Source organism: Vibrio sp. R11-SG3-ISO9 (assembly GCF_059834255.1).
In genome coordinates this window covers 54236-80414 of record NZ_JCBDGU010000018.1, presented here as the reverse complement: position 1 = coordinate 80414, position 26179 = coordinate 54236, and the positions used below count along the sequence as shown (strand labels likewise).

The window sequence follows — 26179 nt, the reverse complement described above, 5'->3', positions numbered from 1 at the left end:
CATTATGGCTGTTAGATACGTAATTCCTTATCGAACTAAGGGAAAGAACGACCTTAATGATGCTGTTGCTATTTGCGAAGCTGTTCAACGATCCTCAACTCGCTTTGTGCCCATAAAATCCCTCGAACAACAAGCCATCCAATCTCTTATTCGAATGAGACGTCTACTCGTCACTGAAAGAACTCGTATCGTTAATCAAGTGCGTGGCCTTATCTCTGAATACGCCATCATCATGCCCAAAGGAGCCACAGCCTTCAGAAAAGCCATACCCGAAATACTCGAGAACGATGAAAACCAACTGTCTTATATATTGAGAGAGCTGTTGTCGCATCAATACGAACGATATTTATACATCGACGAACAGGTCAAATGGTTCGACGATAAACTTAACCAAACCGCCAAGCAGTTCGAAAACACAAAGCGACTCATGTCTATTCCTGGCTTTGGCCCCCTTACCAGTCAAGCCGTTGCAGTATGGCTTGGTTCTGGACAACAGTTCAGAACAGGCAGAGATGCATCCGCTGCGATGGGGCTAGTACCCAAACAAGAAACAAGCGGCGACAAAATCATTCTTCTTGGGATAACAAAACAAGGCAACACCTACATCCGCTCATTACTCGTACATGGGGAGAGAGCCGCGTTGAGGCGCGCTAAATTTAAATCCGACAAACTCAGTAAATGGATGTTAGAACTCCAAGAGCGACGAGGTCCAAATGGAGCTGCGGTCGCTCTCGCTAACAAGCTCATGCGAATAGCATGGGCTATCACCACCAAAAATGAAGAGTATCAACCAGTATAAAACAAGTATCACCAACCCTTTGCAAAGTACGTAGTGAGATGAATAACAGGATAAATCCTACACGTTGAAAACCTTCTTCTCACACTGGCTTTTTAAGTCGATAAGGTGATTAGGACTTCGTGTTCGACTGCCTCATCTTGGCCAAGGCGACAGCCGCTAAAACAGGCCGTATATATGGTAGTTAACCTGCGCTTTGAATCATGCTACTGACTTGCAAAACTGGGGGAGACCATATATGTGAGCAACGCAATACAAAAGCTGCCGCATACCACCTTAAACACTAGTCGCAACGCATAGCAAAAATGCCACGCGTTGCGAATCACTCTTAAACAGTTTGTTAGATTTTATAAAGCCTCGAAGTTTCCAAATCAAACTCAATAATCTTGCCTAAAATCACTTTCATATTTTTAATTGTGTCATCTTTTTCATCAATTAAAGTCATAAAGTATAAAATCCGCCCCCACTTTTTGAGGTGCTTTCCACTGACTTGTGCAATAACAGGAGTAAGAGAGTGAAACGCAGGTAAATCTAATCGTATATGAGTTTTGATGTGTGAGATAACCGATTCACTCTCTAGCCCATCTAGAGATTTTTGGATCGCCTCTATTATTGCTTGGTTTAACTCTCTCTCTTGAGAAAGGAACTCATAGTCTCGCGGGTTATTCTCAAAACTTTTTAATCTAGGTTCAATCTTAACTGCACGTTCAAAAATTGATTTGTTCTTAAGTAAATTAACAATTATAAATCTTAAATACTCACGTGCTCTTTGTTCTAACTTTTTATTCTTCTCTCTCTCTTGTTTCTTAACAATCAAGTCTAAAGCAACCATGATTAAAACAAGTTCTATTGCAACCCCAACTAACTCTGGAATTATATTACCAACAAAGGCTGCTTTGTAATTTTCGGTAAAAGTGAAAAACAAAATAGCCACCACAAATGCTACAGCCATCACTAAAGAATTTTTAGGATTCCTCTTTACTTTGTCTATAAACCGACTCACGATACAAACTCTCTCATTCATTATCTAAACTTAACAACTCAACTAAAATATAAAATCTAACGCCCTGCTAAGGGGTGAGCAACGCAATACTGAAGCCACTGCATACCACCTTAAACATTAAAATCAACGCATGGTTAAAATGCCACGCGTTGCGAATCCCTCTTGAGCAGTTTGTTATGTGTTTTCATCCGAAGCTTTTGGAGCAGTGTTCTTTGCTATCTGAATCAATGTATATGATATGCCACATATGAAAAATTTGGCTATCCATAGCATTATCCCAGAGACGAGAGCTCCAATACCTAGTTGAATTCCATGCAAGACAGTGGAAAAGATACCAACTGCCACTATTAGTACTGCTAGACATGTTATAACCACATCCATGATTCTGATTAGTGACTCAAATCGCTCGACTTTTTTCATTTACACTCCCTGTAATTCATTTAAAAGCGGATATTATCTCATTTTAAGTAGCTGGCCCGACGCAATCCTGACCAAGACACATAACGCCGCATTAAGTGGTGAGCAACGCACGACCACAGAACCTAAACCATAGTGCCGTAAACACCAAATTCAAAGCAAACTGAAAATGCCGAGCGTTGGGAATCCGTCTTAAATGCTTTGTTATAAGCGTGGTTGAGTATCCCGATGAACCCAAACCACACTTTCATTTGGATCTGGTATTTCAAACCAAGACCAGAACAATTCCAACATTTCAGGTGTCATTTTATACGACTTGCCATTTAAGTTTGAATTACGTTCAGATGCCCTCTGTTTGCAAGTTTCAAATGCGACATCGAGATAATGTACTTCGCTTGCAATACCCTTTTCCGATGCCCAATCAACAAAAGCACTGCGATCTTCTTTCCGCCAAAAGCCAAAATCGAAAATAGCTGGTATACCGAGAGAAAATAATTGAAGCGCGGAATCTTTAAACAACTCTTGGAGTGTAGCCAAGCGGCTATTAAACACTTCACGCTCCATATGCTCGCCGTATAGAGGAATCATCCATTCATCAATTGAAAAACGAAAAGCCCCGTGCTTATCTGCAAGCTCTTTGGAATAAGTTGTTTTACCAGAACCAACAAAACCACACACGAAATAAATTTTGGTCATAATTCCCCTTTAGCTTATAACATTCTTAATAACAGGAAGTCTCGTTTTTCCACCTGCCCGACTTTCGATTAAATTACCATAAGCCACTAAAAATTATAGAAAATACATCGAGTTTTGTACTCTACCCTCACATAAAAACGCGCCGACGTGTTATCACTTTTTAACAATGCGTGTTATCCAAGGTATGAAAGTCATAGAACCATTAAGAAACCACAACTTACAAAAATAACCATCGACAAAGTGAGACTAAAAATTCAATAAAACATGCCATTTTCCATATTCAAACAACCTTCAAATTTAATAAACTGTCTAGATATACAGAAATGAAAGTAAAGATGGTAAGTAAATCAGCCATGAACTTGGTAGTAGGCTTTGTAGGGGCAAAAGTGAGTTTAGGTATAGACTTGCGGTGTCAGCATTGGTCGCTGGACGTAAGCGAATAACTGGTCATGAAACTCATTCATTTGTTGCTTAGTGCATTTTGACCAGTTTAAGGCTTCCCCTATCACACCATGATGCTGAAACGCATTGAGACGAATCGCTACGGTTTCTGGCAACGAACTAAGGTAACGCCCTACCTGTTCGACTTCTGTATCTAAGTCGCTTTTTCCGGGGATATGCAATAAACGAACTTCATGTAGCTTTTGATGTTCCGCTAAGAAGCTGATTGAAGAGAGTACGCGGTGATTCTCGCGTCCAACTAACCATTGATGAGTTTCATTTTGCCATGATTTTAGGTCGATCATTGCACCATCAAGGTACGGTAGAACCCTACTCCAGCCTTCCGGAGAAAGTGAGCCATTACTATCAATAAAACAGGTTAAATGAGAAAGCTGAGAGTCCGTTTTGATTGCTTTAAAGAGTTCAATAATAAACGGCAGCTGCATTGTCGCTTCACCGCCTGAGATGGTAACTCCGCTCAAGAAGAACTGATTTTCTCTTGCGATTTCAAGAACATCGGAAACGGTCATCAGTGATATCTTCGGGCTCGACTTATGACTGCACACATCAATGCACCTGTCACAATGTGTACATTTTTCCGGATGCCAAGTAACCGTTCCTGAATCGCTATTTTGAGTTAGCGCTTCACTTGGGCATTCAGGAACACAATCACCACAATGGTTGCAGTGATTGATGGTGTGAGGGTTATGACAAGTGATGCAATCAAAGTTGCACCCTTGTAGAAACAACACCAAGCGATTTCCCGGCCCGTCAACACAAGAAAAGGTCAGCACACGGCTGACCTTCGCTTGTTTTTCTGCCTTTATATTTTTAGTAACCCTAGCCATGTGAGTCGTTAGATCAGAAAATTTATTGTTCGTAGGTAGGTGACATTTCTAAGCTCGCCACACGTGGTTTACGCTCCAGAATACCGGTATTTTTTGCCGCCTCTGCGCCCAAGAAAGTGGTATTGGTACGAGAACCCTCATCGTCATATTTTGCGATATCAGATAGCTTAATCATGTACCCCGTGACACGCACCAAATCGTTAGACGCAACGTTTGCAGTAAACTCACGATAACCCGCTTGAATCGCGCCTTTACATAGGTTGAACATCGCCTCAGGGTTGGATTTAACGGTCTCATCAATCGTTAAGATGTCACTGATGCCTGATGTGTAGAACTTATGATGACCTGCGGTTGCTCGTACGTAAGAGACCGGATCCGGCTCAGTTCCGTAAGGAATACGAACACCTGGAGTTACATCTTTATCAAGACTAATACCGCCTTGTGCGTGCAGCAGTGCTTTACCATTTAATCCATACTGAACTGGCGAGGATTCAACGATCTCTGCAAGCTTTTCAGAGATGGTGTGACCAAGTGTGTTGGCGGCTTCGTCGTGCCCGTACTTAGCTTCAACACCTTCTTTCTCCATCAGGATGTTGACGGCTTCCGCCATGCCATAGATACCGAACATAGGAGCGAAACGCGCTTCCTCAATCAAGCCCTCTTTCGTCAAGAAGCCTTCAAAGAAATTCGACTCTTCATGAAGGAAACGACTGCGAGCATCCATCAGCTCAACCATAACGTTGGCGTATGTTGGCAGTACTCGCTGTAGAAAATCGACGCTGTCTTTAGACTTTAGCGCGACCTCTTTTAAGTTCATACGGACCAAGGTATTTGAGCCACCAGCAAGCGGCAGAGAGTTATAGCAACTCACGATTCCAAAGCGCTTATCACCGTAAGCACTCGCGTGTACTGGATAGTTTGCGATATGAGGTTTACTGCATTCACAGATGTTGCTCGCTGCTTGACGCAAAAGATCATCAGGTGTCACTGCAGGGTCGTACATAAAGGTTAAGTTAGGCGCGATCTGCTTAAGCTCAGCGTCTACTCGCAAAATAGTGCGACAGATGATGTTATCTGCAGGGCCGATATTCACATGCATAAACGCATCTGGGAGTGTGCGGTCCAGCATAATCCAGAACAGTTTTAGTTTTTGATAGATCTGTTCGTCTGTTAGATCGCCAACGAAAGGCATTAACACATCGTCCAGTTGACCAAGGTACACAGGAATTGAGGTAACTGATGGCACATGGTGATAGATGATCGTCAACATGTTGAGCGCTTCATCTAAATTGGTCGCCGCGCTGAGTTCTAAATACTCTGAGCCTTGATGTAAGTATTTAGAATAGTCTGGTAAGACGTAGCGCGGCTTAAACGGCGCATGGCCTTCAAACATGTCACACAGCACCCCGTCTTTGAGTGCTTGTTCAGCTTCTTGGCTGATTGGCATATACGGTAGGCTTGCTTCCGCTTCTAGCGCTAAATAGCTCGACTTCTGCTTAGGTGAAAGGTTGGCATCCGAAATAATATTGTGGAAACGTTGCTGAAGTTCAGGCATTGGTGATGACGTTGTTTGGTGGCTCATGATAAAACCCTTTATATTTATATGGTCTTATTTTAAAAGAGCAATCACTTTTCCACTATTGAAATTTAATCAATTAAACATTTCCATTATGGAAAACCACCGTTTAATGTAACGCCCAAAAGAAAACCCACACTGCAAAACAGCATGGGTTTAGTCTATCTTTTAGTTTCAACGCATTAGCGTGATTTAGTATGGGTGGTAAGACTGCTTGCGTCCAACGCCCATAAGTACCTTTAATTTACCCTGAGGGGTATCAATCGAAAACGGTACTGATACTTCTACGTCTGAGAAGCCTGCCGCCATTAACACGTTCTCTGAGCGACTCAGTGTTAAACCAGACGCTTCGTCATCGCTCTCTACACACCAATCCCAGTGAACAAACAGTCCATCTTCTTCTAGAAGTGTGTAAATCAAACTCACCGTATCTTGCAGATTCGGGATAAAGCCACACACAGACGAAGCGACTACGACATCAAATTGCTTTCGAAATGCAGGGTGTTGAGCTGCTAAACCACGAGAAAGAATATCAACAACGGGCTCTACGTTGGGTAGCTCTTTTTTGTCGAGTTCTTCAATCATGGCTTCAGAGAAATCTAAAGCAATAATCTCTTTTGCAAAAGGGGACACTTTTTGGCTAAGCAGACCTGTGCCACAACCAAAATCAAGGACACGGGTTCCGTCTAGATCAACGAGCTGGCTCAACTGGTCAAATACGGCTTTTGCGAATTCAGCCGTTGCAGGTTCTTTATCCCAGTCTTTTGCGTACTCGTCCCATTGTTTCGCCATCATGGCCTCCATCTTTACTTCTTGTACGTTCGGAACCCTCTCAGATTAAACTAAATTGACCCGTTCGTCATAGAGTTATCATGCAATGATGGACTATTTCTAAGAGAATCAGCACAATATTCACATATAAATCTTACGATTCTCGCTCATTCCGGAAAATCTATGAACTTGTCTCAAATCCAAGCGTTTTGTTCCGTGGCAGACCTCGGCTCAGTGTCAGAGGCTGCACGCCAGCTCGAATGCAACCGTACTAAGCTCAGCATGTCGATCAAAGCACTTGAGAAAGAGCTGGATGTTGAACTGTTCATTCGCAGTGGCAACCACGTTGAATTGTCTGAAGCGGGAAAAGCTATCTACAAGGATTGCGAAGGCATGTTGGTCACGGCTGCTCGCATAAAGCAGACTTGTTTGCATGTTTCTGGTGAGTTTAACGCCGAGATTTGGATAGCACGTGACGACTCACTTCCCGATGAGATGTGGCAAGACCTATCGCATAAGCTGAACAACCGCTACCCTTCGACCTCATTCAATATTGTTCTGGCTTCGAGTGGTGATTTGGCCAACCTTGTTGAAACCCAACAGGTCGACTTTGCCTTTGGTGTCGATTACGAACGTGTTGATGACCCGAGGATCCTCTACAACCCGCTGGGTAAGATTCGAATGATGTCGGTTTGCCAAAAAGGACACGCACTGAGCCAAATGCGCCGAGTCTCTGACGAAGTTCTACGTAACTCGATGCAAGCGACCATGGTTTACCTCAACGAGAAAGACAACCCTGTACTTGACCCGTTCTCGCGCCGCTACATAGGATTTTCGAGCTTCGATTACATGCTCGATACCATCATGCGTGAAGATGCTTGGGGCGTAATGCCAGAGCCGTTGATTCGTCACCTACTCCGCGAACAAAAACTATCTGTGATTAAACATACTTACGGTTTAACTCAAGAAGATTACTGTATGTTTACTGCGGCAGGTATGGCGGAGCACCCAGGGATGAACTGGCTAGCGGACAAGATCAGCGACTATCTGTTTGATTTTTAAATGTCAGGCTATATCTCGCCCTCCGTCAGACACTTCATTTAATCTCTTTTCGATTTCGATGAGCATTAATCACGCTTAGTGCTCATCAACACCATCAATGTCGGTGCAATAGCTATTGACTGCGTTTGTTATTTAAGACGCACATCCCTTTAGTACTCTTCAAACTATCCTTATCGACATCAGTCAGCGTCAAAAATTGTGACAGGAAAAATTCAACCTAACCTGCTGATTTAACTTAATAATTAATAAATACTACATTTTCGAATTTGCGTGAAGGCAGATTGAGTTTGTAAAACTCGCTCAGTATTAGAACAATGAAGATATCGAAGACACTAGGAAATCATTATGTGTGACAGGACAAACCAAAACGAAAATCGAGTATTAATGTTCTCAGCCCTTCTTGCATCTGGCTTTGCATTGGGAGGTTTGGCACTAGGCTTAATTGTTGGTTCCCTCGTCATCGTATTCGACGGTGTTTATTCGCTGATCAGTTTACTGTTAACTTTATTGTCACTAGCTGCATCGAAGTACATTAATCGCCCATCAGACTCTAACTTTCCTTTTGGTCGTGCGATTATTGAACCTATCGTTATCGCTTTTAAAGCCGCTGTAATTCTTATCGTTGTAGGTTATTCACTTTACTCTGCCGTTGGTGCGCTAATGACCGGCGGTCGTGAAGTCGACGCTTCAATCGCGACCATCTTTGGTGCGTTGAACGTACTGGGTTGTGGTTACGCATGGTGGTACATCGCCAACAAAAGTAAGTCATTCTCTTCAGGTTTGATTGAAGCAGAATCGAAACAGTGGCAGATGGATACATTATTGAGTGTGGCGGTTACTGCAGGTTTCGTTGCAGCGTGGTTAATCACTTTGTCACCTTACGCCGAGTTTGCCGTGTATGCAGACCCGATGATGATGGTTCTGATGTCGTTCTACTTCATCAAAGTGCCATTCGATATGCTTAAACAAGCAATGCGTGAACTGCTGATGATGTCAGCAAACAAAGAGATTTGTGAAAAGGTTGACGAGAACGTTATCGCTGTTGATAAGGAAGCGGAACAAAACCTAGAGCTGAAAGGCGTAACGAAAGTTGGTCAAGAGCTGCGAATCAACGTTGATATCCACACCAATAACCAAGAAACCATTGCGGTCAATGATATTGAAAAGACGCGCCGCTTGCTGAAGCGACGCCTATCAAAAATGCCTTATGAGCTGAAACTCAACTTGAGCATTGCTAGTTAGAACAAGAAGCAAATCACAACTAGGTCTTCGCTTGTTCGATATCACTACTCTCTGATTTAGCCGACGCTTTCCGTGTCGGCTTTTCTCTTGTTACCCACCAGCACGCCAATGAACCAATGGTCACCATGCACACGCCTTGCAAGAAAGTGACTGTGAGTGACAGACCAAGCAGCATTGAAGAGAATAGCGTCGCGAAGATTGGCGTAAAGTAAGACATGGTTGCGAGAAACACCATGTTTCCGCCGAGTATCGCCGTGTTCCACAACGCATAACCCGCTCCCATTGCCGCGCCCGCCAAAACAAGATCGATAGCAGCACTCGTTGTCATCACCATCGCTGGTTCGTCACTTAACCCATATTTAATCCATAGCGTTACGGCCGTTGCGATAAAGAACAATACGATCGCATTCTGACCTTTCGCCACGCGCTGTGTGTAGTTGCAATACACTGCCCAGATAATCGCACCAAAGAATGCCATGGAATAGGTCAGCGGGTTCGTCGCGACGTTAGCGGCAATCTGTTGTACCGAGAGGCCTTGGTCGCCACTGATACTCCAAGCAACACCAAAGAAAGCAAGGACGATACTTGGATAAACCAATAAGTTGGTTTTCTTCTTACTGAGTAAAACGGCAAACAGTACTGTTAACGCAGGCCATAAGTAGTTAATGACGGCCATTTCGATGGCTTGATGACGGCTATTCGCCATGCCCAGTGCAAGAGCCAAAAATATCTCGTAGCAGACGAAAAGCGAGCCTCCAATCAGCAAATACGATTTAGAGAAGCGCGAAATCTTCGGTAACCCCATGGTAAAGACCAACAGGATCGAACTCACCGTATAAAGGCTGGCGGCCCCTCCAATCGGTCCTAACTGTTCAGATACACTGCGTGAGAGCGCGATTAAGCAGCTCCACAATAGAATGGCCATCACGCCATAACAACTGTAACGATGAGTCTTTAACACTTGATTACCTTTTTACAAAGCCAACTTAAGCCATTTCCTAAATGGCGAGCATAAACCAGAAACTTGGCTAATTGATAGAAAAAACAAAATAAGACTTCCTAAAATAAACAACACTTCGTACAATATAATTATATTTATTCAATCCCTATTACTTTAATGAACTATACCGATAGCTTTACTCACTACCTAGACCTGCAATTAAAAGAAGTCATTGCTTCTCAAGGCGCAGGGGCTATCGGCCAAGTCAAAAAAGCGATGGATGCAGAAGCAGTTCGACAAGATAAAACCATCCCCAGCTCTATAAAACTGTTTGTAGACGGTTTTTGTGTATTGAGAAAAGGCAAGGTTAAACAAGCGCTTGTCTATCTTAGTCAAGCTCTGAATAAAGCCGATGGTTCACCCTCTTTGATCCTGAAATATTACATCGAATATGGTTTGGGTATCGCCATGATTCGTTCAGGAAATTTCACCGAAGCCATTGTTGAATTGACTAAGGCTTCTGAGTGCAAACACATTGATAGCCCTTACTTGCTTGCGCGAATCTACGCGAACTTAGGCTATATCTTTCTCGAAGCTGAGGATTTTCATAAAGCGCACTACTACTGTGAATTAGCTTGGGAAACGAGCGCACAAACCCCAGAGCAGATGGTGATCTCGCCAGTGTTAACCAACCTTGCGTTCACCAACAGCAAACTGGGTCGGTTTGATATGGCTATCAAGCAGTTTGAGCAGTACAGCGAAACGCTATCTCGGCACGCCAGTCCACTCGGTGAATTCTTTTATCACAACGCCTTCGGTGCCCATTTAGAGCTCTTGGGAGAGCCACAGCGCGCGCTTAAGCACTTTTGCGAGGCGATTCAATGTGCAGAGCAACTATCAGATGATTTCTACTTATTAGATGCGCTGCTTGAATATTGTCGTTGTGCTATCGAGAACCAGCATATTGATCATCTCGACACGCATATCCAAAAAGCACTGCCTCTCGTTGAAGCATTCGGAAGCGCTAAGATGTTGGAGGCGTTTGCCTCTATCCTGCATCAAGAGTCGAAGTTTAACCGTGACGCAGCGGTGAAGAGTGAACGACTAGAGCAAGCCTTCAATTTACAGTCAAAGGCGCTCAAGCTGCACGGTGAAAGTAACAGCGAATCGATCTCTCAGCTTTATCAGCTCCACTCTGAACGTCCCCAACTAGAGAACGCACAGTCACTGGCTAAGAACTTGGAATTGATCTCTTCATTTGGCGAGTATCTTGGTTCACACAATGACCTTACCGACATGGTATTCCGTCTATACAACGACCTTTCAAAGCTGATGTCTGTCGATTGTCTCGCTTTGGGTCTATACGACGAGGCGACTGAGCAGCTCCATTACGAGCAGTTCATCGACCTTGGTAATCTGCTACCACCGTTCACTATCGATTGCCGTGGTGAGTCGACTTTGAGCACCTATTGTATTAAGAACAACCTGCCTTTCGTACACGGCAGTTTTTCCCCTGAAGTGCTCCAAAAACTTGTCAATAACGACCCGACTGCCCATGCATTTGTCGGTACAACACAAGAGGATTACCCATCTGTTATCATGATCCCGTTGACGCTCGATCATAAGACGTTGGGAGTACTCACGATACAGACCCACCAGCCACATGCTTACCAGGACTACCATATGTCTTTGATTAAGCACCTTGGCTCGTACATCGCGGTCGACTTGCAGAATAAACAGCACAAAAAGCAACTTGAGGCACAGAAAAAAGAACTTAATCGCTTGGCGAACTTAGATCCTCTAACAGGCCTCTTTAACCGAGTCTCGCTCGGTTCATCGATTCAGAAGCTACAAAAATGCCCACAAGCAGCGAATCAGATCGCTGTTTTATTGTGCGATGTGGATTTCTACAAGCAGTACAACGACAGCTATGGTCACGTAAAAGGTGATGACGTATTAAAGGAGATCGCCAACCTACTTCGAATCCACTTCACCAAAGAACACTGTAAGGTGTTCCGATTTGGAGGTGATGAGTTTCTTATCCTAACGGAATGCATGATGAAGCCAGAACTTGAGAAAAAAGTACGCAGCTTCATGGCAGACCTGTATCAAAGAAACATTGAGCACAGCGCTTCATCATGCAGTGACAGGATCACCGTATCCATCGGAGGAGCAGTTTTCGATCACAGCACCAAGAGCTTGTTACTCGACTCCGAACTCATCCAAAAAGCCGATGAAGCTTTGTATTCCATCAAGGATAAAGGTCGAAATGGGTCGCTGATCATTGATGCTGAAGAATTCACAACACCAGAACCTAGTGATGCTTTCCCGCTACCGTTTATGTAGTGGTATTCAAAACCCAACACCTAATTCGTCAATCAAGCTCCAATAAAAAAGGTACCCAATTTCAAAATTAGGTACCTTCAACATCTGCCATCTTTTGTTGAGATTAAGCGAGCAATAGAGCCTTTAATTCACTCAGTGATGCAACTTGGTAGTGCGGCTCAATTCCACTTGGTCGTGGCTTACTGTCAACGTTCAACCAACAAGTTTCAATACCAAAATCAATACCACCAAGAATATCTGAATGAGGGTTATCACCAACCATCAGCATGCGCTCTTTGGCAGGAGCACCACTAATGCGATGTGCATGATCAAAGATAGCGAAATCGGGCTTAGCGACGCCTACTTCTTCTGAAATCACCACATGGTCAAAATAGTCCGTCATCCCCATTCGCTCTAAACGAATGGCTTGCAGCTCAGTAAAGCCGTTGGTAATGATGCCCATTTTTACTTTGCCTTGCAGCGCATCCATCAGCTCTTTCGCCCCCGGTAGCAAGGTACAGATATCGGCCATTGCATTTAAGAAAGCGCTGTTAAGTACTGCTGTTGTTGTATCTAGCTGTTTCGCCCACGACTCAAAGCGCGTGTGCTTAAGCTGATCTGCAGTAATTTTGCCGTCTTGGTAATCAACCCATAGCGGTAAGTTCACTTTTTGGTACGCCGCGTAATCTTGTTCGTCAAAATCGACGCCAAAACGAGAGAACATCAGCTTCATTCCTTTAAAAGAGTCAAAGTGAAAGAGCGTTTCATCCGCATCAAAAAATATCCAGTCGTACTTCATTACCTATCCTACTTGGGTTTGACCATTCTTAAGAGGCGATGCCTCATCTTGCACACTTTCAACACAACTGTGAGCTTGTAGAAAGTTCTGACTTTTTATAGAAGTCACGCATCAACTTATGATGTATCGCAAATTTTGCCACATATTAAACTAATAACATACAAGAAACACATCTCAATACCGGAGGTATTATGAAGCACTTCTTACCATCGTCTGTCATGCTCACACCTTTTCTTGTCAAAAACTACGATGCTTTCGTCGGTGAAAACTCTGCACAAGAAACCGATCAAGAAATCGTAAGCAGTGAAAAAACTATTGATGAAACCATCGATACCGAGAAAACAAAAAGTTAATTATATTAGAACTTTATGTGTGTTTCTTGCATCAACAATATTCATTCTCATATAGATGGCGTACGGTTGGCGCCACCTATTATTATTCAAATTATCATTAGAAACTAGCTAACCGTTTGCTTCATGAAGCACGTCACAATCCCTAACTACAAAGTGGTAGTTAGGCGCGAAAATTGTCCCAGATCAATTGTTCCACAGGCCTTTATCGCCAACATAGAACTCAAGCAAAAATCATAATTTAACTGGAGCAATTCATGGCTAGTGCATTTTTTATCCCTACAATCAACTTCATGGGCACAGGCTGTTTAAAAGACGCAGCGGACAGCATTCAATCACAAGGTTTTAAGAAAGGTCTGATCGTTACAGACAAAATCTTGAACCAAATCGGTGTTGTTAAACAAGTACAAGATCTACTTGAAGAGCGTGGCGTTAACACAGTTGTGTTCGATGGTACTCAACCAAACCCAACAACGGCTAACGTAACAGACGGCCTTGAACTACTAACAAACAACGAGTGTGACTTCGTCGTTTCTTTAGGTGGTGGTTCTCCACACGATTGTGCGAAAGGTATTGCACTAGTTGCGGCTAACGGTGGCAAGATTGCTGACTACGAAGGCGTAGACCAATCTGAAAAACCAATGATGCCACTGATTGCTATCAACACGACAGCTGGTACGGCTTCCGAGATGACTCGCTTCTGTATCATCACGGATGAAGCTCGCCACATCAAAATGGCAATCGTAGATAAGCACACTACGCCACTGATCTCTGTAAACGATCCTGAGCTAATGCTTGCTAAGCCTGCATCACTAACTGCAGCTACAGGTATGGATGCACTGACTCACGCAATCGAAGCGTATGTGTCTATCGCAGCAACACCAATTACAGATGCAGTAGCAATCAAAGCGATTGAGCTTATCCAAGCGCACCTACGCACAGCAGTAAGCAACGGTGACGACATCGAAGCTCGTGAGCAAATGGCTTACGCACAATTCATGGCTGGTATGGCGTTCAACAACGCATCTCTAGGTTATGTACACGCAATGGCGCACCAACTGGGTGGTTTCTACGACCTTCCACACGGTGTATGTAACGCGATTCTTCTTCCACACGTTCAACGCTACAACGCGCAAGTATGTCCTGAGCGTCTACGTGACGTGGCTAAAGCGATGGGCGTAAATGTTGAAGAAATGACGGCAGAGCAAGGTGCTGAAGCAGCTATCGCTTCTATCGTAACTCTAGCGGCTGATGTTGGCATTCCTGCTGGTATCGCTCAACTGGGTGCGAAACTAGAAGACATCCCAACACTGTCTGACAACGCACTGAAAGACGCTTGTGGTTTCACTAACCCGAAACAAGCAACGCACGAAGAAATTTCAGCGATTTTTGAAGCGGCAATGTAGCCCTTCAATTTATAAAATACCAAACTTTATATGTTAGTTTGAAAGTGGGCTTGCCATCGGTGAGCCCATTTTTTTATCGAGCAAAGTCACAATAATTGACAGGATAAGCCACAAACACGCAGTGAAATAGATCACATATTAAAACAATGGTTATTGTTATTTTCACACTCCAAACTCGTAGTTACTGTTCACCACATTCCCCCATCAGAGCCACCATTCGGTAAATTACTTGTTATTTGTCTTAGTGTTATTAACAACAAGATCAATAAACCCTACCAATACATACCAAGCCTTATTATTCATATAACGAAACTGAGCATTTTAGTCACCTTGCACAACTGAATTTCGTTTCCTAGCTTTCTTATGCAACAACTCAATATAACGTCAGTTTAGGATGAACTAATGAAAAAGAACCCACTCACTATTGTGTTAGGGCTAACTGCTAGTGTGGGTCTGGTTGGGTGTTTTGACGACTCCGATTCAGACTCATCTAGCAGTGCTAGTTCTTATAGTGTGACAGCCATTGATGGATATCTGCGTAATGCCACCGTCTGGCTCGATCTCAATAGGAATTACGTTTTAGATAACGGAGAGCCCACAGCCACCTCTGGAGAAGGCGGTGTTGCTGAATTAGATGTCAGCGGTATCGAAAACCCCTCCCAATATCCAGTTGTTGTTCAAGCTTTAGCTGGACAAACCGTCGATGAAATCCAAGGCCAAGTCACCGAAAGCTATGTCATGTCAGCCCCGGCAGGCGAGACAGCCATTACTCCCCTTTCAACACTCGTTCACAACACGTTAGAGCAGGACGAGAACCTTTCAAAAGAAGATGCAATTCAACAAGTCGCAACTCAATTAGGCATCGACACTGACGATGTGCTCGGTGATTTCTTGGAAGGTGATGGCGCACCAAAAGCCGCCTATGCCGCAGAAAAAATCGTTGAACTAGGCGCCCTCCCAGAAGAGCCAGAAGATTTACAAAAAGCAACGGAAGAAGGTTCTTCAGAAGCAGGAAAATTCACCATCGTTGTGGCTGGTATCAACGAAGAGATCAAAGCCATTCTCGATACCATTGACGATGAGAAGACCCCAGATCAGATAAAGGATGACTTGAGCAACGCCGCAGACATCGTTATCGCCGATGAAGATGGCGATGGCGTTAAAGATTCCGTCGACGAGTTCTTAAACAACCCTAACGAGTGGGTCGATGCTGACGAAGATGGATTAGGCGACAACTTGGAAGACAAGTATCCAAATGATAGCGATAACGACAGCTACAACAATGATGTCGACCTATTCCCTAACGATGCGACTAAAGCTGGAGATCTAGATAACGACAATATTGATGAAATCGATGACCCGTATCCTAACGACAGTGACAATGATGGCTACAACAATAGCGTAGATGAATTCCCGAATGACAATACGCGATCAGGCGATGATGACGAAGATGGTTACGACAACCTAGATGACGAATATCCAGAGGATCCTACCCGTTCCGGTGATTTGGATAATGATGGTATCGACAATAACGATGACCAATATCCTAACGACACGGATAACGATGGTTACGACAACGATGTCGATGAATTTCCGAATGATAACACCCGTGCCGGTGATGACGACGAAGATGGTTACGACAACCTGGATGATGATTATCCGAATGACAGCACTCGCTCGGGTGACTTAGATAATGATGGCGTCGATAACCTCGATGACAACTGTATGAATACTGCGAACGCTGACCAAGCCGATTCAGATAATGACGGTATCGGTGATGCCTGTGAAACAAGCACAGCATTAACTTGGGATAGTACTAATTGGGATGACAGTAACTGGCAATAATCGCCTGTTCGAAGAATACGGATATATAAGGAATTTAACATGAACACCACGATGAAACTTGTGTTGGCCACCGCAGTTAGCAGCGCGTTTACCTCTGTTGCTTTGGCTGACGTACCAAATGTCTTTACCGCAAATACTCCAGCAAAAGCGAGTGAAGTGAATGCCAACTTCACAGCTCTCGACAACGATATCACCGCGTTGGGAGCCGACTTAGATGGAATAGACGATAACGTCGATGCTATCGATGCAAGGGTGACCAGCTTAGAAGCAAATGGGACTACATCAGACCCATACACTACCGTCGCTATCAATTGCGGTGAAGATGCCGATGCGTTAAAAGACGCACTGGATGATTCAAGAAATACCACCACTAGAACAACCTACAATGTCACAGGCGCCTGTAATGCAGTATTCATTGTTCGTAATGACGTAAAAATAGTTGGCTCCGATGGTGCGAGTATCCTTGCTGGTGCTACTGAAGATGAACCAGAAGCAGTTTTCATTGATGGCCAATCCAGTGTCAGACTTCAAGACATCACCATTGGGGGTGCCCTTTTTGCAAGAAACAGCTCATCTGTGCGCTTTGATAACGTCACCTTACCAACTGCGGTACAAGATGGCGATGAGTATCAAACCAACGTAACAATTCGAACCGCTTATCTACGAGTCAATTCTGGTTCAGTGAATAATCTCGCATTGCACCTCAATCGAAACGCCAGTGTCGATATTCGTAGCAGTATTACCGGCTCAGCTGCACAAGCTATCGCCGATGCAAACTCTAGTCTGGTAGTAGACAGTGAAAATGTTACCTTCACGACCCTTGAAGCCATTGGCAGCTCGTTTATATACGTCGCTAATTTGGTTGCTGAAGATGTCATTGTTGAATCCGGATCGGTACTCGAAGCGGATGCATTAACCGTAAGTAATGAAATGGAAGCTTGGGGGAATTCGCGCATCTCAGTTTGGGGTGATGCAACCATCACCAATGAAACTCAAATCGCTCAAGCGAGCTCTTTTGTATCGGATGGCGATGTTTCAAGTGGTGTGTTTGAGTGTGAATCTAACTCGATGTTCCAAATCCTAGGTAATTTAACCGTAACCGACACCTTTGAATGGGATGAGTCCAATACTAATGGCTTGAGCCTACAACGTGGTTGCCACGGTCAATACGGTGTCGATGAAGAGAATGGCGGTACCCTCACTGGCTCATTCATCAAAGATAACTACTCTGGGCTACTTGATGGCCAGTATATGGAAGTCACTCAGGAGTAAAACTAAATAAAACAACGTCAGTTAAAACCAAAAGAGCATGCCCAATCGCATGCTCTTTTCCTTTTTGAAACCAAGTGCAACCTTAGCCTTTGTAGTTTCTCACACGAGCAGCTTCAGCTTCGCGCTTGTCGACGACCGTTTTACCGATAGGTGCCAATGAAATCACAGCAAGTTTTAGGTGCTGAATGGCAAATGGAATACCGATAATGGTTACAAAGCACGCTACTGCAGATAGCACATGACCAATCGCCAGCCACACCCCTGCGAATACGAACCAAATGATGTTACCTATCATGCCAAGTGGGCTGGTACCAATATCGCCTTCGTTAGTCAGCTCATCACGTGCGATAGCTTCCTGGCCAAATGGGAAGAACGAGAAGTTACCCATCACAAAACACGCTCTGCCCCAAGGGATACCGACAATAGTGATGAATGCCAACAGTCCGAAGAACCACCACGCCAATCCCATAAATACACCGCCGAACAAAAACCAAATGATATTGCCGATTGTTTTCATTGAGTGCTCTCCATAAATCTAAGATGCGACATTACACGTTGTAAGCCGTTGTTAAGGTTATTATTTCAAAACAAAGATGAACCGCCAATGAACCTTTGAAAATAAAGATCATTTGATACTCACCACGATTCTCATACACAAATCCTAGCAAGTGTGAGCTTCTTTGTTACTATAGCTGCAAGTTAACTATCGAATAGACTGTGTAGGCTTAATACCAATCACAGTAAGTAAGTGTTCAGAAATAGCGCAGAAAAAAGGCTTGAGAACAAGGCAGCATTTTTCGATAAGTAGTTATTCTACAATCAAAAATTCTAACGCAGTTATCGAGCATTTTATCAAGCTAGTTCGAGCAATTATTTACTACGATTGGTATCAGACCTAGTAAACAGCAAGAGTAAAGGTCGGGCTTTATGAGCAACAACGAGCAACCAAAAAAGAAGATGAAAAACTGGGTACCTATTGTTTTTTTCGCCGTACTCAGCACCATTCCAGTGTTTATGTTTTTAGTTGATGTCTACATCAATCAATACATGTAGACAAACGACAGAACGAGAAAGGCAGCGGCGCATAACCACTGCCTTTTTGTTTGGAACTAAGTGCTCAATCAGCTTAACTCAGCAGCCAACATGTCAAGAACATCGATAAATTCATGATCAGGAAGATTCAATAGATTATCGCCCACATACCATTCAATCTTACATTGGTGCGGTAACTCACAAGGGCTCGGGTTCCCAAGCCAAATTTTGTCTCGCGCTGCAATTTTATCCCTTAACTCAATGCCCTCTTCCACATTCACTGGCAAGTAAAGATGCAGCATATTACTTTGAGGTTGTTTAGGGTTCACAATGAACTGCGGGTAGTCTTGAAGAATTTGATACACCTGTTTGGTGCGTTCAAACAACGCAGGCATCTGCGCCAAACGCTCATCAAACTGCATTGCAGCCGAAACGATAAATGGAGTTCTGTGGTAAACATTACCACCTTGTCGCTTCATCCATAGTGATGCTTTCTCAATGAATGCCTTACTACCGAGTAACAAAGAGCCACCTAACCCATTGATGCCCTTATATAGAGAGACATAGGCAGAGTTGAAGCCATTAGCAATCTCTTTATAACTTTTTTGGTAATAAGCACCACACTCCCACAGGCGTGCGCCATCCATATGAAGATGAACATCATTAGTTTGACAGTAATCTTTGATGGCTTCTAGCTCTTCCCACTCTGGGAGCTGACCACCAATTTCACGCATAGGTAATTCATAGAGCGCAGCAGCAATTTCATCAGGCCACGCTCTCAAATCATCCACATTCCAAGTGCGATGCACATTACCTAAAGGCAGGACATTGAAACGATTCTGGACCTGATAGCCTTGGCTCTCATGACGGATGATGTGACTCGATTCATGCATAGCAACGTTCTGGCAACGCTTCTCATCACATACGATTTGTAGAGCCGTAGGTTGATTCATCGTTCCGGTGATCACAAATACAGCAGTCTCAAAACCAAGAAGATCGGCAACTTTCTGTTCGAACTCTTGAATGAACGCTCCATCACCATAGGTATCATGCGTTATGTCATGCTCTTCAGACCATTGAGCCATCTGTGAAAAGAGTTGTGCCGGTGTCGGTTCGAAATGACCGGAGAGAAAAAGTTTGCACTGCTGACGTAGGTCCTTAGCCATAGGGTATTTCCTTTATTCGATGTTCAATTGATGTCGTCTTTGCGACTCTGATTTCTGACTCAAGGTAACACGAAACAAGACGCTATTTTGCCACTTAATACTGCATATTTAGATTTCTATTTCACAAGTCTTGTCGCAAAAAGCCCCAAAATCGCAAACGTTTCCACTTCTATCAAATAGTCGGACGTTATCTCGATCAAATCCAAGCTAATTCATTGTTCTTCAACTACTCTTCTATTATTGTAACGAGTAGATATTGTTCGAATTATATAAAGAGGGCCATATGTCGAAGAATCGAGTTCTGGTGTTGTTTGCACACCCATCTCAACACCGCTCTGAAGCGAACAAACCACTGTTTGACCAAGCAAAGAAAATTGAAAACGTCACGTGTGTCGATCTTTACGCTGAGTATCCAACCTTCAAGATCAATATTGACCGTGAGCAGAAGCGTCTTCTTGACCACGACATCATTATCTTTCAGTTCCCACTCTACTGGTATTCGACTCCAGCCATTCTAAAAGAGTGGCAAGATTTAGTCTTAGAATACGGCTTTGCTTACGGTACCGATGGCCATGAGCTAGAAGGTAAGAAGTTCCTGTGTAGCATTACTGCGGGCGGTAAAGAAGATGCCTACCAAACAGACGGCTACAACCACTTTACGATTAGAGAGCTGCTCCACCCTCTTGAACAAACCGCGTCTCTATGTGGTATGGAGTACATAGCGCCATACGCTCTGTTTGGCTCACGAACCGCATTAGAAGAGAATCGTATCGCTGGGCACGTTGAGCGCTACAAATTCTTATTGGAGTCATTAGTTGCCGGCGATATCGATTATAAGAAAGCGAAAAAAGCCGCCAAGCTAAACCACTACCTCGATGAAATCATGAACAAGGACTAAAGAATGACGGGATATTTTTTACAAGCCTTTATCTACTTAGTCGCCGCCGTTATCGCGGTACCTATTGCTAAGCGCCTTGGTTTAGGCTCTGTTCTGGGTTACCTAATTGCAGGTGTGGTTATCGGCCCTATCATTGGCCTTGTGGGCGAAGAAACAACAACCATCCAACACTTTGCTGAATTTGGTGTGGTGATGATGCTGTTCTTAGTCGGCTTAGAGCTAGAGCCTAAAATGCTGTGGGCGATGCGCAATCGTCTAATGGGCTTGGGTGGCCTACAAGTTGGTGGTACAGCGGCAATTGTAATGGGCATCGCGCTTGTATTTGAACAACCTTGGACAATCGCATTAACCATCGGCCTCATCTTTGCGCTCTCTTCGACTGCGATTGTTCTTCAAACCTTTAATGAAAAAGGGTTGTCGAAAACAGAAGGCGGACAGAATGCTTTCTCTGTTCTTCTATTCCAAGATATCGCCGTTATTCCAATGTTGGCATTCATCCCATTATTGGCGCTACCGGAATTAGTTGAAGCAGCACAAAATGCAGTATCCGCCGCGGCAGATCATCATGACGAGCTAAGTTTGGTTGCCGGACTACCGGGCTGGGCGTACGGCCTTGTGATTACCGCTTCGATTGCGTTAGTTGTTGTGGGTGGTCACTTCTTAAGTCGTCCACTTTTCCGTTTTGTAGCAAGCTCTGGATTGCGTGAAATCTTCACAGCAACAGCACTCATGCTTGTTATTGGTATCGCAGCATTAATGAGCCTAGTTGGCCTGTCTCCAGCGCTAGGGACTTTCCTGGCAGGTGTGGTACTTGCCAACAGTGAATTCCGCCATGAGCTGGAATCCAATATAGACCCGTTCAAAGGGCTACTGCTTGGCCTGTTCTTTATTACGGTAGGTGCGGGAATCAACTTCGATGTACTGTTCAATGATTTCATCCTAATCATCGGACTGACTCTAGGTGTCATGCTACTAAAAGCAGCTGTGCTATTTACCTTGGCACTGATCTTCAAGATCAAGAACAGCGACCGCTGGCTATTTACGCTGAGCTTGGCGCAAGCTGGTGAGTTTGGCTTTGTACTATTGAGCTTCTCTGCTCAAAACCATGTATTGCCATCTGATATCGTTCAAACTCTGTCTCTTGTTGTCGCCTTGTCGATGTTCCTAACTCCGGGTCTCTTCATCTTGTTCGATAAAGTGATCCTTCCTCGTTATGAACAGAAATCTAACGATAGAGAAGAAGACACTATCGAAGAGAAAGGCACTGTGATCATCGCGGGTATTGGTCGTTTCGGCCAAATCGTTAACCGTCTATTGGTATCTAACGGCGTAAACACGGTGGTGCTCGATCACCAAGCCAACCAAGTCGATGTACTTCGCTCAATCAACATCAAATCATACTTTGGTGATGCGACTCGACCAGATCTACTGCACACAGCAGGTATCGAAGATGCGGCACTATTCGTTGTAGCCATCGATAATCAAGATGCGAGTGTCGAGCTGGTGAAATACGTGAAACACACCTATCCGAAAGTGAAAATATTGGCTCGTGCCTTCGACCGTGGACACAGCTACCGTTTAAGAGAAGTAGGTGCCGATTTTATTGAGTCAGAGACGTATCATTCAGCACTGGAAATGGGTGCAGAGGCGCTTCGCTCACTCGGTCACCATCCCTTCTTTGTTGAACAGCAAAAGTCGACTTATATGCGTGTTGAAAATCGTAAGTCAGAGAAGCTATATAAAGCTTGGGCTGCGGCTGAAGATAACCCTCGTTACGACAACAACTATCGTCAAATCTTCATTCATCTAGAAGAAGCAATGAAAGAAGACATGAAGAAAGACCGTTCAGACAAGCATACCCGCTCGGAGCGTGGTTGGACGCCACCACCGAAAGGTTACGCTGACGACTTCGAGGAAGAAGAAGCGTAAGTCATCACGACCTCACACCCAAACGCGGCTAAATCAGCCGCGTTTTTTCGATTTAAGCACTGGGAAAAACGCCAAATAACGTCCGTTCGGGAGATAAAAGCCTATCAAGTTCTGCTATCACAGCTGCATTTATGTGATCTATATTTGATTTTCCATTTCGAACGAAATTCGTATTTTTATGATCCCGTTTACATTTGTGAAACATATCGCAGGGCATTCTCTTTAGAGATTTTATACGTACCCTTCTCAACCTTACCGAACATAATCCGAAAACATCACACTTAAACGTCCATTTCACTGGCTTTGAATAATATTGCATACACCTTTATGCATAAATAATTAACCACAAATATATATTCACCCGACCAATTATTTAACCAGCAAAGTCACACGCAAAACCCATTAAATTTAACAAAAACATTTCAATTTATTTCTATTGTTACAATTTGTAACGAATACGGCTTATGGGTATAGTCCTGCACTTCAAAAAGTGAGGCGTTTGCCATCACCTAGAGGAGGAAAATAATAATGATTACTAATGATGCAGTAATAATGGGCCTGTTAGCCGTTATTCTTGGCGGTGTATTTATCACGGAAAGTAGCCAAAATAGCGCACTTAAAAAATTCTACTCGTTCGTTCCGGGTTTATTGCTCTGTTACTTCGTACCTTCACTACTTAACAGTTTTGGCATCATCGACGCTTCTAACTCAAAGCTATACTTTGTTGCCAGCCGATACCTACTTCCAAGCGCACTGGTACTTCTGATTATCTCAGCAGACCTTCGTAAGATTTTTGGTCTTGGCTCAAAAGCTGTGATCATGTTCCTTACCGGTACACTCGGTATCATCATTGGTGGCCCTGCTGCAATTCTTATCATCGACCAGGTTAACCCTGATCTGGTATCTGGTGACGTTTGGCGTGGCCTCACAACTGTAGCCGGCTCTTGGATTGGTGGTGGTGCTAACCAAGCAGCAATGAAAGAAGTATTTGATGTAGACGACCAGCTGTTCTCTGCAATGATTACCGTTGATGTAATCTGTGCCAACATCTGGATGGCAGTGCTTCTGATTATGGCTGGCCGTCAGAAGAAAATTGACGCATGGTTGAAAGCCGATACATCATCTATCGAAGAGCTAAAAGAGACGGTATCTAAATACCAAGAAGAGAACGCGCGTCCTACAACAACGACCGATCTAATGAAAATCGCAGCGATCGCCTTTGGTTTAACTGGTCTTGCGCACTTCTTCAGTGACATCATTGCACCATGGATCTCAACCAATGCACCTGAGCTTGCAAAATACAGCCTAACTTCTGGCTTCTTCTGGCTCATCGTAATGGTGACAACATTTGCACTGATTGCTTCGTGCTTTAAGTCGACACGCAGCCTAGAGCACACTGGCGCCTCTAAAATTGGTTCTGCATTTATCTACATTCTGGTTGCAACCATCGGTATGCAAATGGACGTAACTGCAATCTTCGATAACCCAGGTTACTTCTTCATTGGTATTACTTGGTTGTCTATCCACGCAATTCTTATGATTGTGATGGCAAAACTGATTCGTGCACCACTGTTCTTCATGGCGGTCGGTTCTCAAGCAAACGTTGGTGGTGCAGCCTCTGCTCCAGTGGTTGCTGCAGCCTTTCATCCTGCTCTAGCACCTGTGGGCATCCTTATGGCCGTTCTAGGTTACGCACTGGGCACTTACGGCGCATACATCTGCGGTCTTATCATGCAGGCGGCTGCGGGCTAATCCACCCCACCTACGCATCTAAAAATCCGATATTGGGCGACCAGTGTCGGATTTTTTGTTTTCTGCTAGTTAGAGTCATCTGAGAGTATTTACATTTTATTCACACACTCACGCGCAGTATTGATGCTACTGGTACAAATAGACATGACTTGCATTAGAAGTCTCATTCAATAACCAACAAGAGAGACCATTACGCATCGTTGATGAGTCATACACTCCGTACTAGGTTTAAAGCACAAAGCATGTTTAGTGAATGGAGAGACCTATGAAGAATTTCGTTATATGCGCAGCCATTACAGCACTCGGCATAGCAAGCATTCCGAGTTATGCAGCCTCTGATGCAAATATCATCAGTAAAGCAGAAGCCATTGAAGCCGCTCTAGAATCTGTAGGGGTAGAAGTGTTGGGAATTCGACACGACGAACCTGATAACCAGTGGGACGTATTTGTCAGACACGGCGATAAAGCCTATGAAGTTGAAGTCGATGCGATAACAGGAAAGATCGTCGCTTCGGAAGAAGAGAGCTTAGCAGAGATACAAGCCGAACTATCGGGAGACCTGTCCCATGAAGGTGTACTCGGGGATGTTGATAAGTAATCTGAACTATCCATACAAAAATGCCCCAAATTTCTTTGGGGCATTTTTATTATAGAACTAGCTAAGGGTCTCCCCTATTAGCTTATTCCCAATCTAGGATTACTTTACCAGACATACCAGAGCGCATCATGTCGAAGCCAGCTTGGAAGTCGTCCACTTTGTAGTGGTGAGTAATGATTGGAGATAGATCTAGGCCAGACTGGATTAGTGAAGCCATTATGTATAAACCAAAAATTAAACCTAACAAAACAACGACTTAACTAAAATATATGAAGTTTATGGCGACAAAGTGGCGACAGTTTCAGTCGTTGTTATGACTCCCCCACTTCAATAGTAGGTGTCTTTCCCACCTTTCTTCCTATTTAGCGCCTACAAACAAGTAAGCACTGTAAAAAAATATGCCGTAGAACTTAACAAAAACAAAGACAAAACCAACAAAATCAATAACCTAAAACACAAACACTATATTTATAAACAGTGAAAAATGACGTCTTTTACCCATAAATTACGCTGTTTAACAATGAATGCCGCCATTTTCACCAACTCAATTCATTCATTTGTTTTACATCTATGATTAATCTATTCGCTGTATCTAGCAATTCACGCGCTTCACTTCCCAAGGGTTGATTAGCTAATACTAAGGCGTAGAAGTAATCGAGCATCACTATTAAATCATGTAGTTGATTTAGTATGTTGATGTCTATGCTTTCTATGTAATTTTCTAAGTCATTATCTGATTCAAAGTCATTCGGTTCTCCACCAAGCGCATGTACGATTGTCTCTCGTATGTAATGGCACAGCGGAATCAACTCCTTAGCTACAATCATTTCTCCTCCAAGATTTGCTGGCTTATGAATCAATCTTGAGATTGTCAGCACTAGTTATTCAAATGGTTTGTCAGATAATTTCGTCTGACTTAACAAAGAAAGTCCTCTCACCCCGAACCCTCTGTGTTTAATGCTAAGAAAATTTGACTTACAGCGAACAATAGCTCGATTAGAAACGCTATTCTATT

At 43.7% G+C, this 26179-nt stretch carries 23 protein-coding genes; 12 read left to right on the top strand and 11 right to left on the bottom strand.

From position 1 onward, the window contains the following. Window positions 1–799, top strand: a 799-nt coding sequence (locus tag AC6R05_RS06420) for an IS110 family RNA-guided transposase (protein ID WP_500646931.1), incomplete at its 5' end; no start/stop codon positions are given. A gap of 337 nt (window positions 800–1136) precedes the next feature. Here AC6R05_RS06420 and AC6R05_RS06415 read toward each other — a convergent pair. The 5 genes from AC6R05_RS06415 to AC6R05_RS06395 all read right to left on the bottom strand — a co-directional run bounded on the left by AC6R05_RS06415 (window position 1137) and on the right by AC6R05_RS06395 (window position 6569). Beyond that, a complete protein-coding gene (locus tag AC6R05_RS06415) occupies window positions 1137–1799 on the bottom strand; it encodes a hypothetical protein (protein WP_500646930.1) in 663 nt (220 codons plus the stop codon). Between the two features lie 621 nt (window positions 1800–2420). Beyond that, the gene (locus tag AC6R05_RS06410) at window positions 2421–2912 is read right to left on the bottom strand and encodes a P-loop nucleotide/nucleoside kinase family protein (RefSeq protein ID WP_500646929.1); all 492 of its coding nucleotides are present in this window, start codon (window positions 2910–2912) and stop codon (window positions 2421–2423) included. Window positions 2913–3304: 392 nt separating this feature from the next. Then, entirely contained in the window at window positions 3305–4201 is an 897-nt protein-coding gene (locus AC6R05_RS06405) for a YjjW family glycine radical enzyme activase (RefSeq protein ID WP_500646928.1), read from the bottom strand. A gap of 22 nt (window positions 4202–4223) precedes the next feature. Further along, on the bottom strand, window positions 4224–5783 hold the full coding sequence (locus AC6R05_RS06400) for a YjjI family glycine radical enzyme (RefSeq protein WP_500646927.1): 1560 nt from the start codon (window positions 5781–5783) through the stop codon (window positions 4224–4226). A 186-nt stretch (window positions 5784–5969) separates the two neighbouring features. Next, window positions 5970–6569, bottom strand: coding sequence for a class I SAM-dependent DNA methyltransferase (locus AC6R05_RS06395; protein ID WP_285465672.1), 600 nt, complete (start codon window positions 6567–6569; stop codon window positions 5970–5972). A gap of 162 nt (window positions 6570–6731) precedes the next feature. Here AC6R05_RS06395 and AC6R05_RS06390 point away from each other — a divergent pair, with 162 nt between their 5' ends. Both AC6R05_RS06390 and AC6R05_RS06385 read left to right on the top strand, forming a co-directional pair. Next, complete coding sequence (locus AC6R05_RS06390) at window positions 6732–7610, top strand: LysR family transcriptional regulator (protein WP_032550362.1); 879 nt, start codon at window positions 6732–6734, stop codon at window positions 7608–7610. A 345-nt stretch (window positions 7611–7955) separates the two neighbouring features. Continuing rightward, a complete protein-coding gene (locus AC6R05_RS06385; protein ID WP_500646926.1) occupies window positions 7956–8852 on the top strand; it encodes a cation diffusion facilitator family transporter in 897 nt (298 codons plus the stop codon). Window positions 8853–8871: 19 nt separating this feature from the next. Here AC6R05_RS06385 and yddG read toward each other — a convergent pair whose 3' ends face one another. Continuing rightward, window positions 8872–9813 carry an aromatic amino acid DMT transporter YddG gene (yddG, locus tag AC6R05_RS06380; protein WP_500646925.1) on the bottom strand — a complete coding sequence of 314 codons (942 nt, stop codon included), beginning with the start codon at window positions 9811–9813 and terminating at the stop codon, window positions 8872–8874. A 156-nt stretch (window positions 9814–9969) separates the two neighbouring features. Between yddG and AC6R05_RS06375 the strand changes: the two genes are divergently transcribed. Beyond that, window positions 9970–12138, top strand: a complete 2169-nt coding sequence (locus AC6R05_RS06375; RefSeq protein ID WP_500646924.1) for a sensor domain-containing diguanylate cyclase — start codon at window positions 9970–9972, stop codon at window positions 12136–12138. A 103-nt stretch (window positions 12139–12241) separates the two neighbouring features. On the opposite strand, the gene yjjG is transcribed toward AC6R05_RS06375, so the two are convergent. Then, on the bottom strand, window positions 12242–12916 hold the full coding sequence (gene yjjG / locus AC6R05_RS06370) for a pyrimidine 5'-nucleotidase (RefSeq protein WP_150868747.1): 675 nt from the start codon (window positions 12914–12916) through the stop codon (window positions 12242–12244). A 191-nt stretch (window positions 12917–13107) separates the two neighbouring features. Between yjjG and AC6R05_RS06365 the strand changes: the two genes are divergently transcribed. The 4 genes from AC6R05_RS06365 (at window position 13108) to AC6R05_RS06350 (ending at window position 17789) form a co-directional block, all read left to right on the top strand. Continuing rightward, entirely contained in the window at window positions 13108–13269 is a 162-nt protein-coding gene (locus tag AC6R05_RS06365) for a hypothetical protein (RefSeq protein WP_408693235.1), read from the top strand. A 254-nt stretch (window positions 13270–13523) separates the two neighbouring features. Next, window positions 13524–14672 carry an L-threonine dehydrogenase gene (gene yiaY / locus AC6R05_RS06360; RefSeq protein WP_032550357.1) on the top strand — a complete coding sequence of 383 codons (1149 nt, stop codon included), beginning with the start codon at window positions 13524–13526 and terminating at the stop codon, window positions 14670–14672. A 402-nt stretch (window positions 14673–15074) separates the two neighbouring features. Then, window positions 15075–16517, top strand: coding sequence for a hypothetical protein (locus tag AC6R05_RS06355; RefSeq protein ID WP_500646923.1), 1443 nt, complete (start codon window positions 15075–15077; stop codon window positions 16515–16517). Between the two features lie 39 nt (window positions 16518–16556). Beyond that, window positions 16557–17789 carry a hypothetical protein gene (locus AC6R05_RS06350; RefSeq protein WP_500646922.1) on the top strand — a complete coding sequence of 411 codons (1233 nt, stop codon included), beginning with the start codon at window positions 16557–16559 and terminating at the stop codon, window positions 17787–17789. Window positions 17790–17871: 82 nt separating this feature from the next. Here AC6R05_RS06350 and AC6R05_RS06345 read toward each other — a convergent pair whose 3' ends face one another. Both AC6R05_RS06345 and AC6R05_RS06340 read right to left on the bottom strand, forming a co-directional pair. After that, the gene (locus AC6R05_RS06345; protein WP_032550353.1) at window positions 17872–18306 is read right to left on the bottom strand and encodes a YccF domain-containing protein; all 435 of its coding nucleotides are present in this window, start codon (window positions 18304–18306) and stop codon (window positions 17872–17874) included. A 604-nt stretch (window positions 18307–18910) separates the two neighbouring features. Further along, window positions 18911–19987, bottom strand: a complete 1077-nt coding sequence (locus tag AC6R05_RS06340) for a threonine aldolase family protein (protein ID WP_500646921.1) — start codon at window positions 19985–19987, stop codon at window positions 18911–18913. 283 nt (window positions 19988–20270) lie between these two features. Here AC6R05_RS06340 and AC6R05_RS06335 point away from each other — a divergent pair, with 283 nt between their 5' ends. From AC6R05_RS06335 to AC6R05_RS06320, 4 genes are all read left to right on the top strand, one after another. Beyond that, on the top strand, window positions 20271–20885 hold the full coding sequence (locus AC6R05_RS06335; RefSeq protein WP_500646920.1) for an NAD(P)H-dependent oxidoreductase: 615 nt from the start codon (window positions 20271–20273) through the stop codon (window positions 20883–20885). A 3-nt stretch (window positions 20886–20888) separates the two neighbouring features. Then, on the top strand, window positions 20889–22814 hold the full coding sequence (locus tag AC6R05_RS06330; protein WP_032550350.1) for a monovalent cation:proton antiporter-2 (CPA2) family protein: 1926 nt from the start codon (window positions 20889–20891) through the stop codon (window positions 22812–22814). Window positions 22815–23342: 528 nt separating this feature from the next. Continuing rightward, window positions 23343–24566, top strand: coding sequence for a DUF819 family protein (locus AC6R05_RS06325; protein ID WP_032550349.1), 1224 nt, complete (start codon window positions 23343–23345; stop codon window positions 24564–24566). 265 nt (window positions 24567–24831) lie between these two features. Next, on the top strand, window positions 24832–25164 hold the full coding sequence (locus AC6R05_RS06320) for a PepSY domain-containing protein (RefSeq protein ID WP_500646919.1): 333 nt from the start codon (window positions 24832–24834) through the stop codon (window positions 25162–25164). Window positions 25165–25246: 82 nt separating this feature from the next. Here AC6R05_RS06320 and AC6R05_RS06315 read toward each other — a convergent pair whose 3' ends face one another. Beyond that, window positions 25247–25381, bottom strand: a complete 135-nt coding sequence (locus tag AC6R05_RS06315; protein WP_008218904.1) for an L-threonine 3-dehydrogenase — start codon at window positions 25379–25381, stop codon at window positions 25247–25249. A 319-nt stretch (window positions 25382–25700) separates the two neighbouring features. Beyond that, window positions 25701–25991 (bottom strand): hypothetical protein, encoded by a 291-nt coding sequence (locus AC6R05_RS06310; protein WP_150868818.1) that lies wholly within the window; start codon window positions 25989–25991, stop codon window positions 25701–25703. Between the last annotated feature and the right edge of the window lie 188 nt (window positions 25992–26179).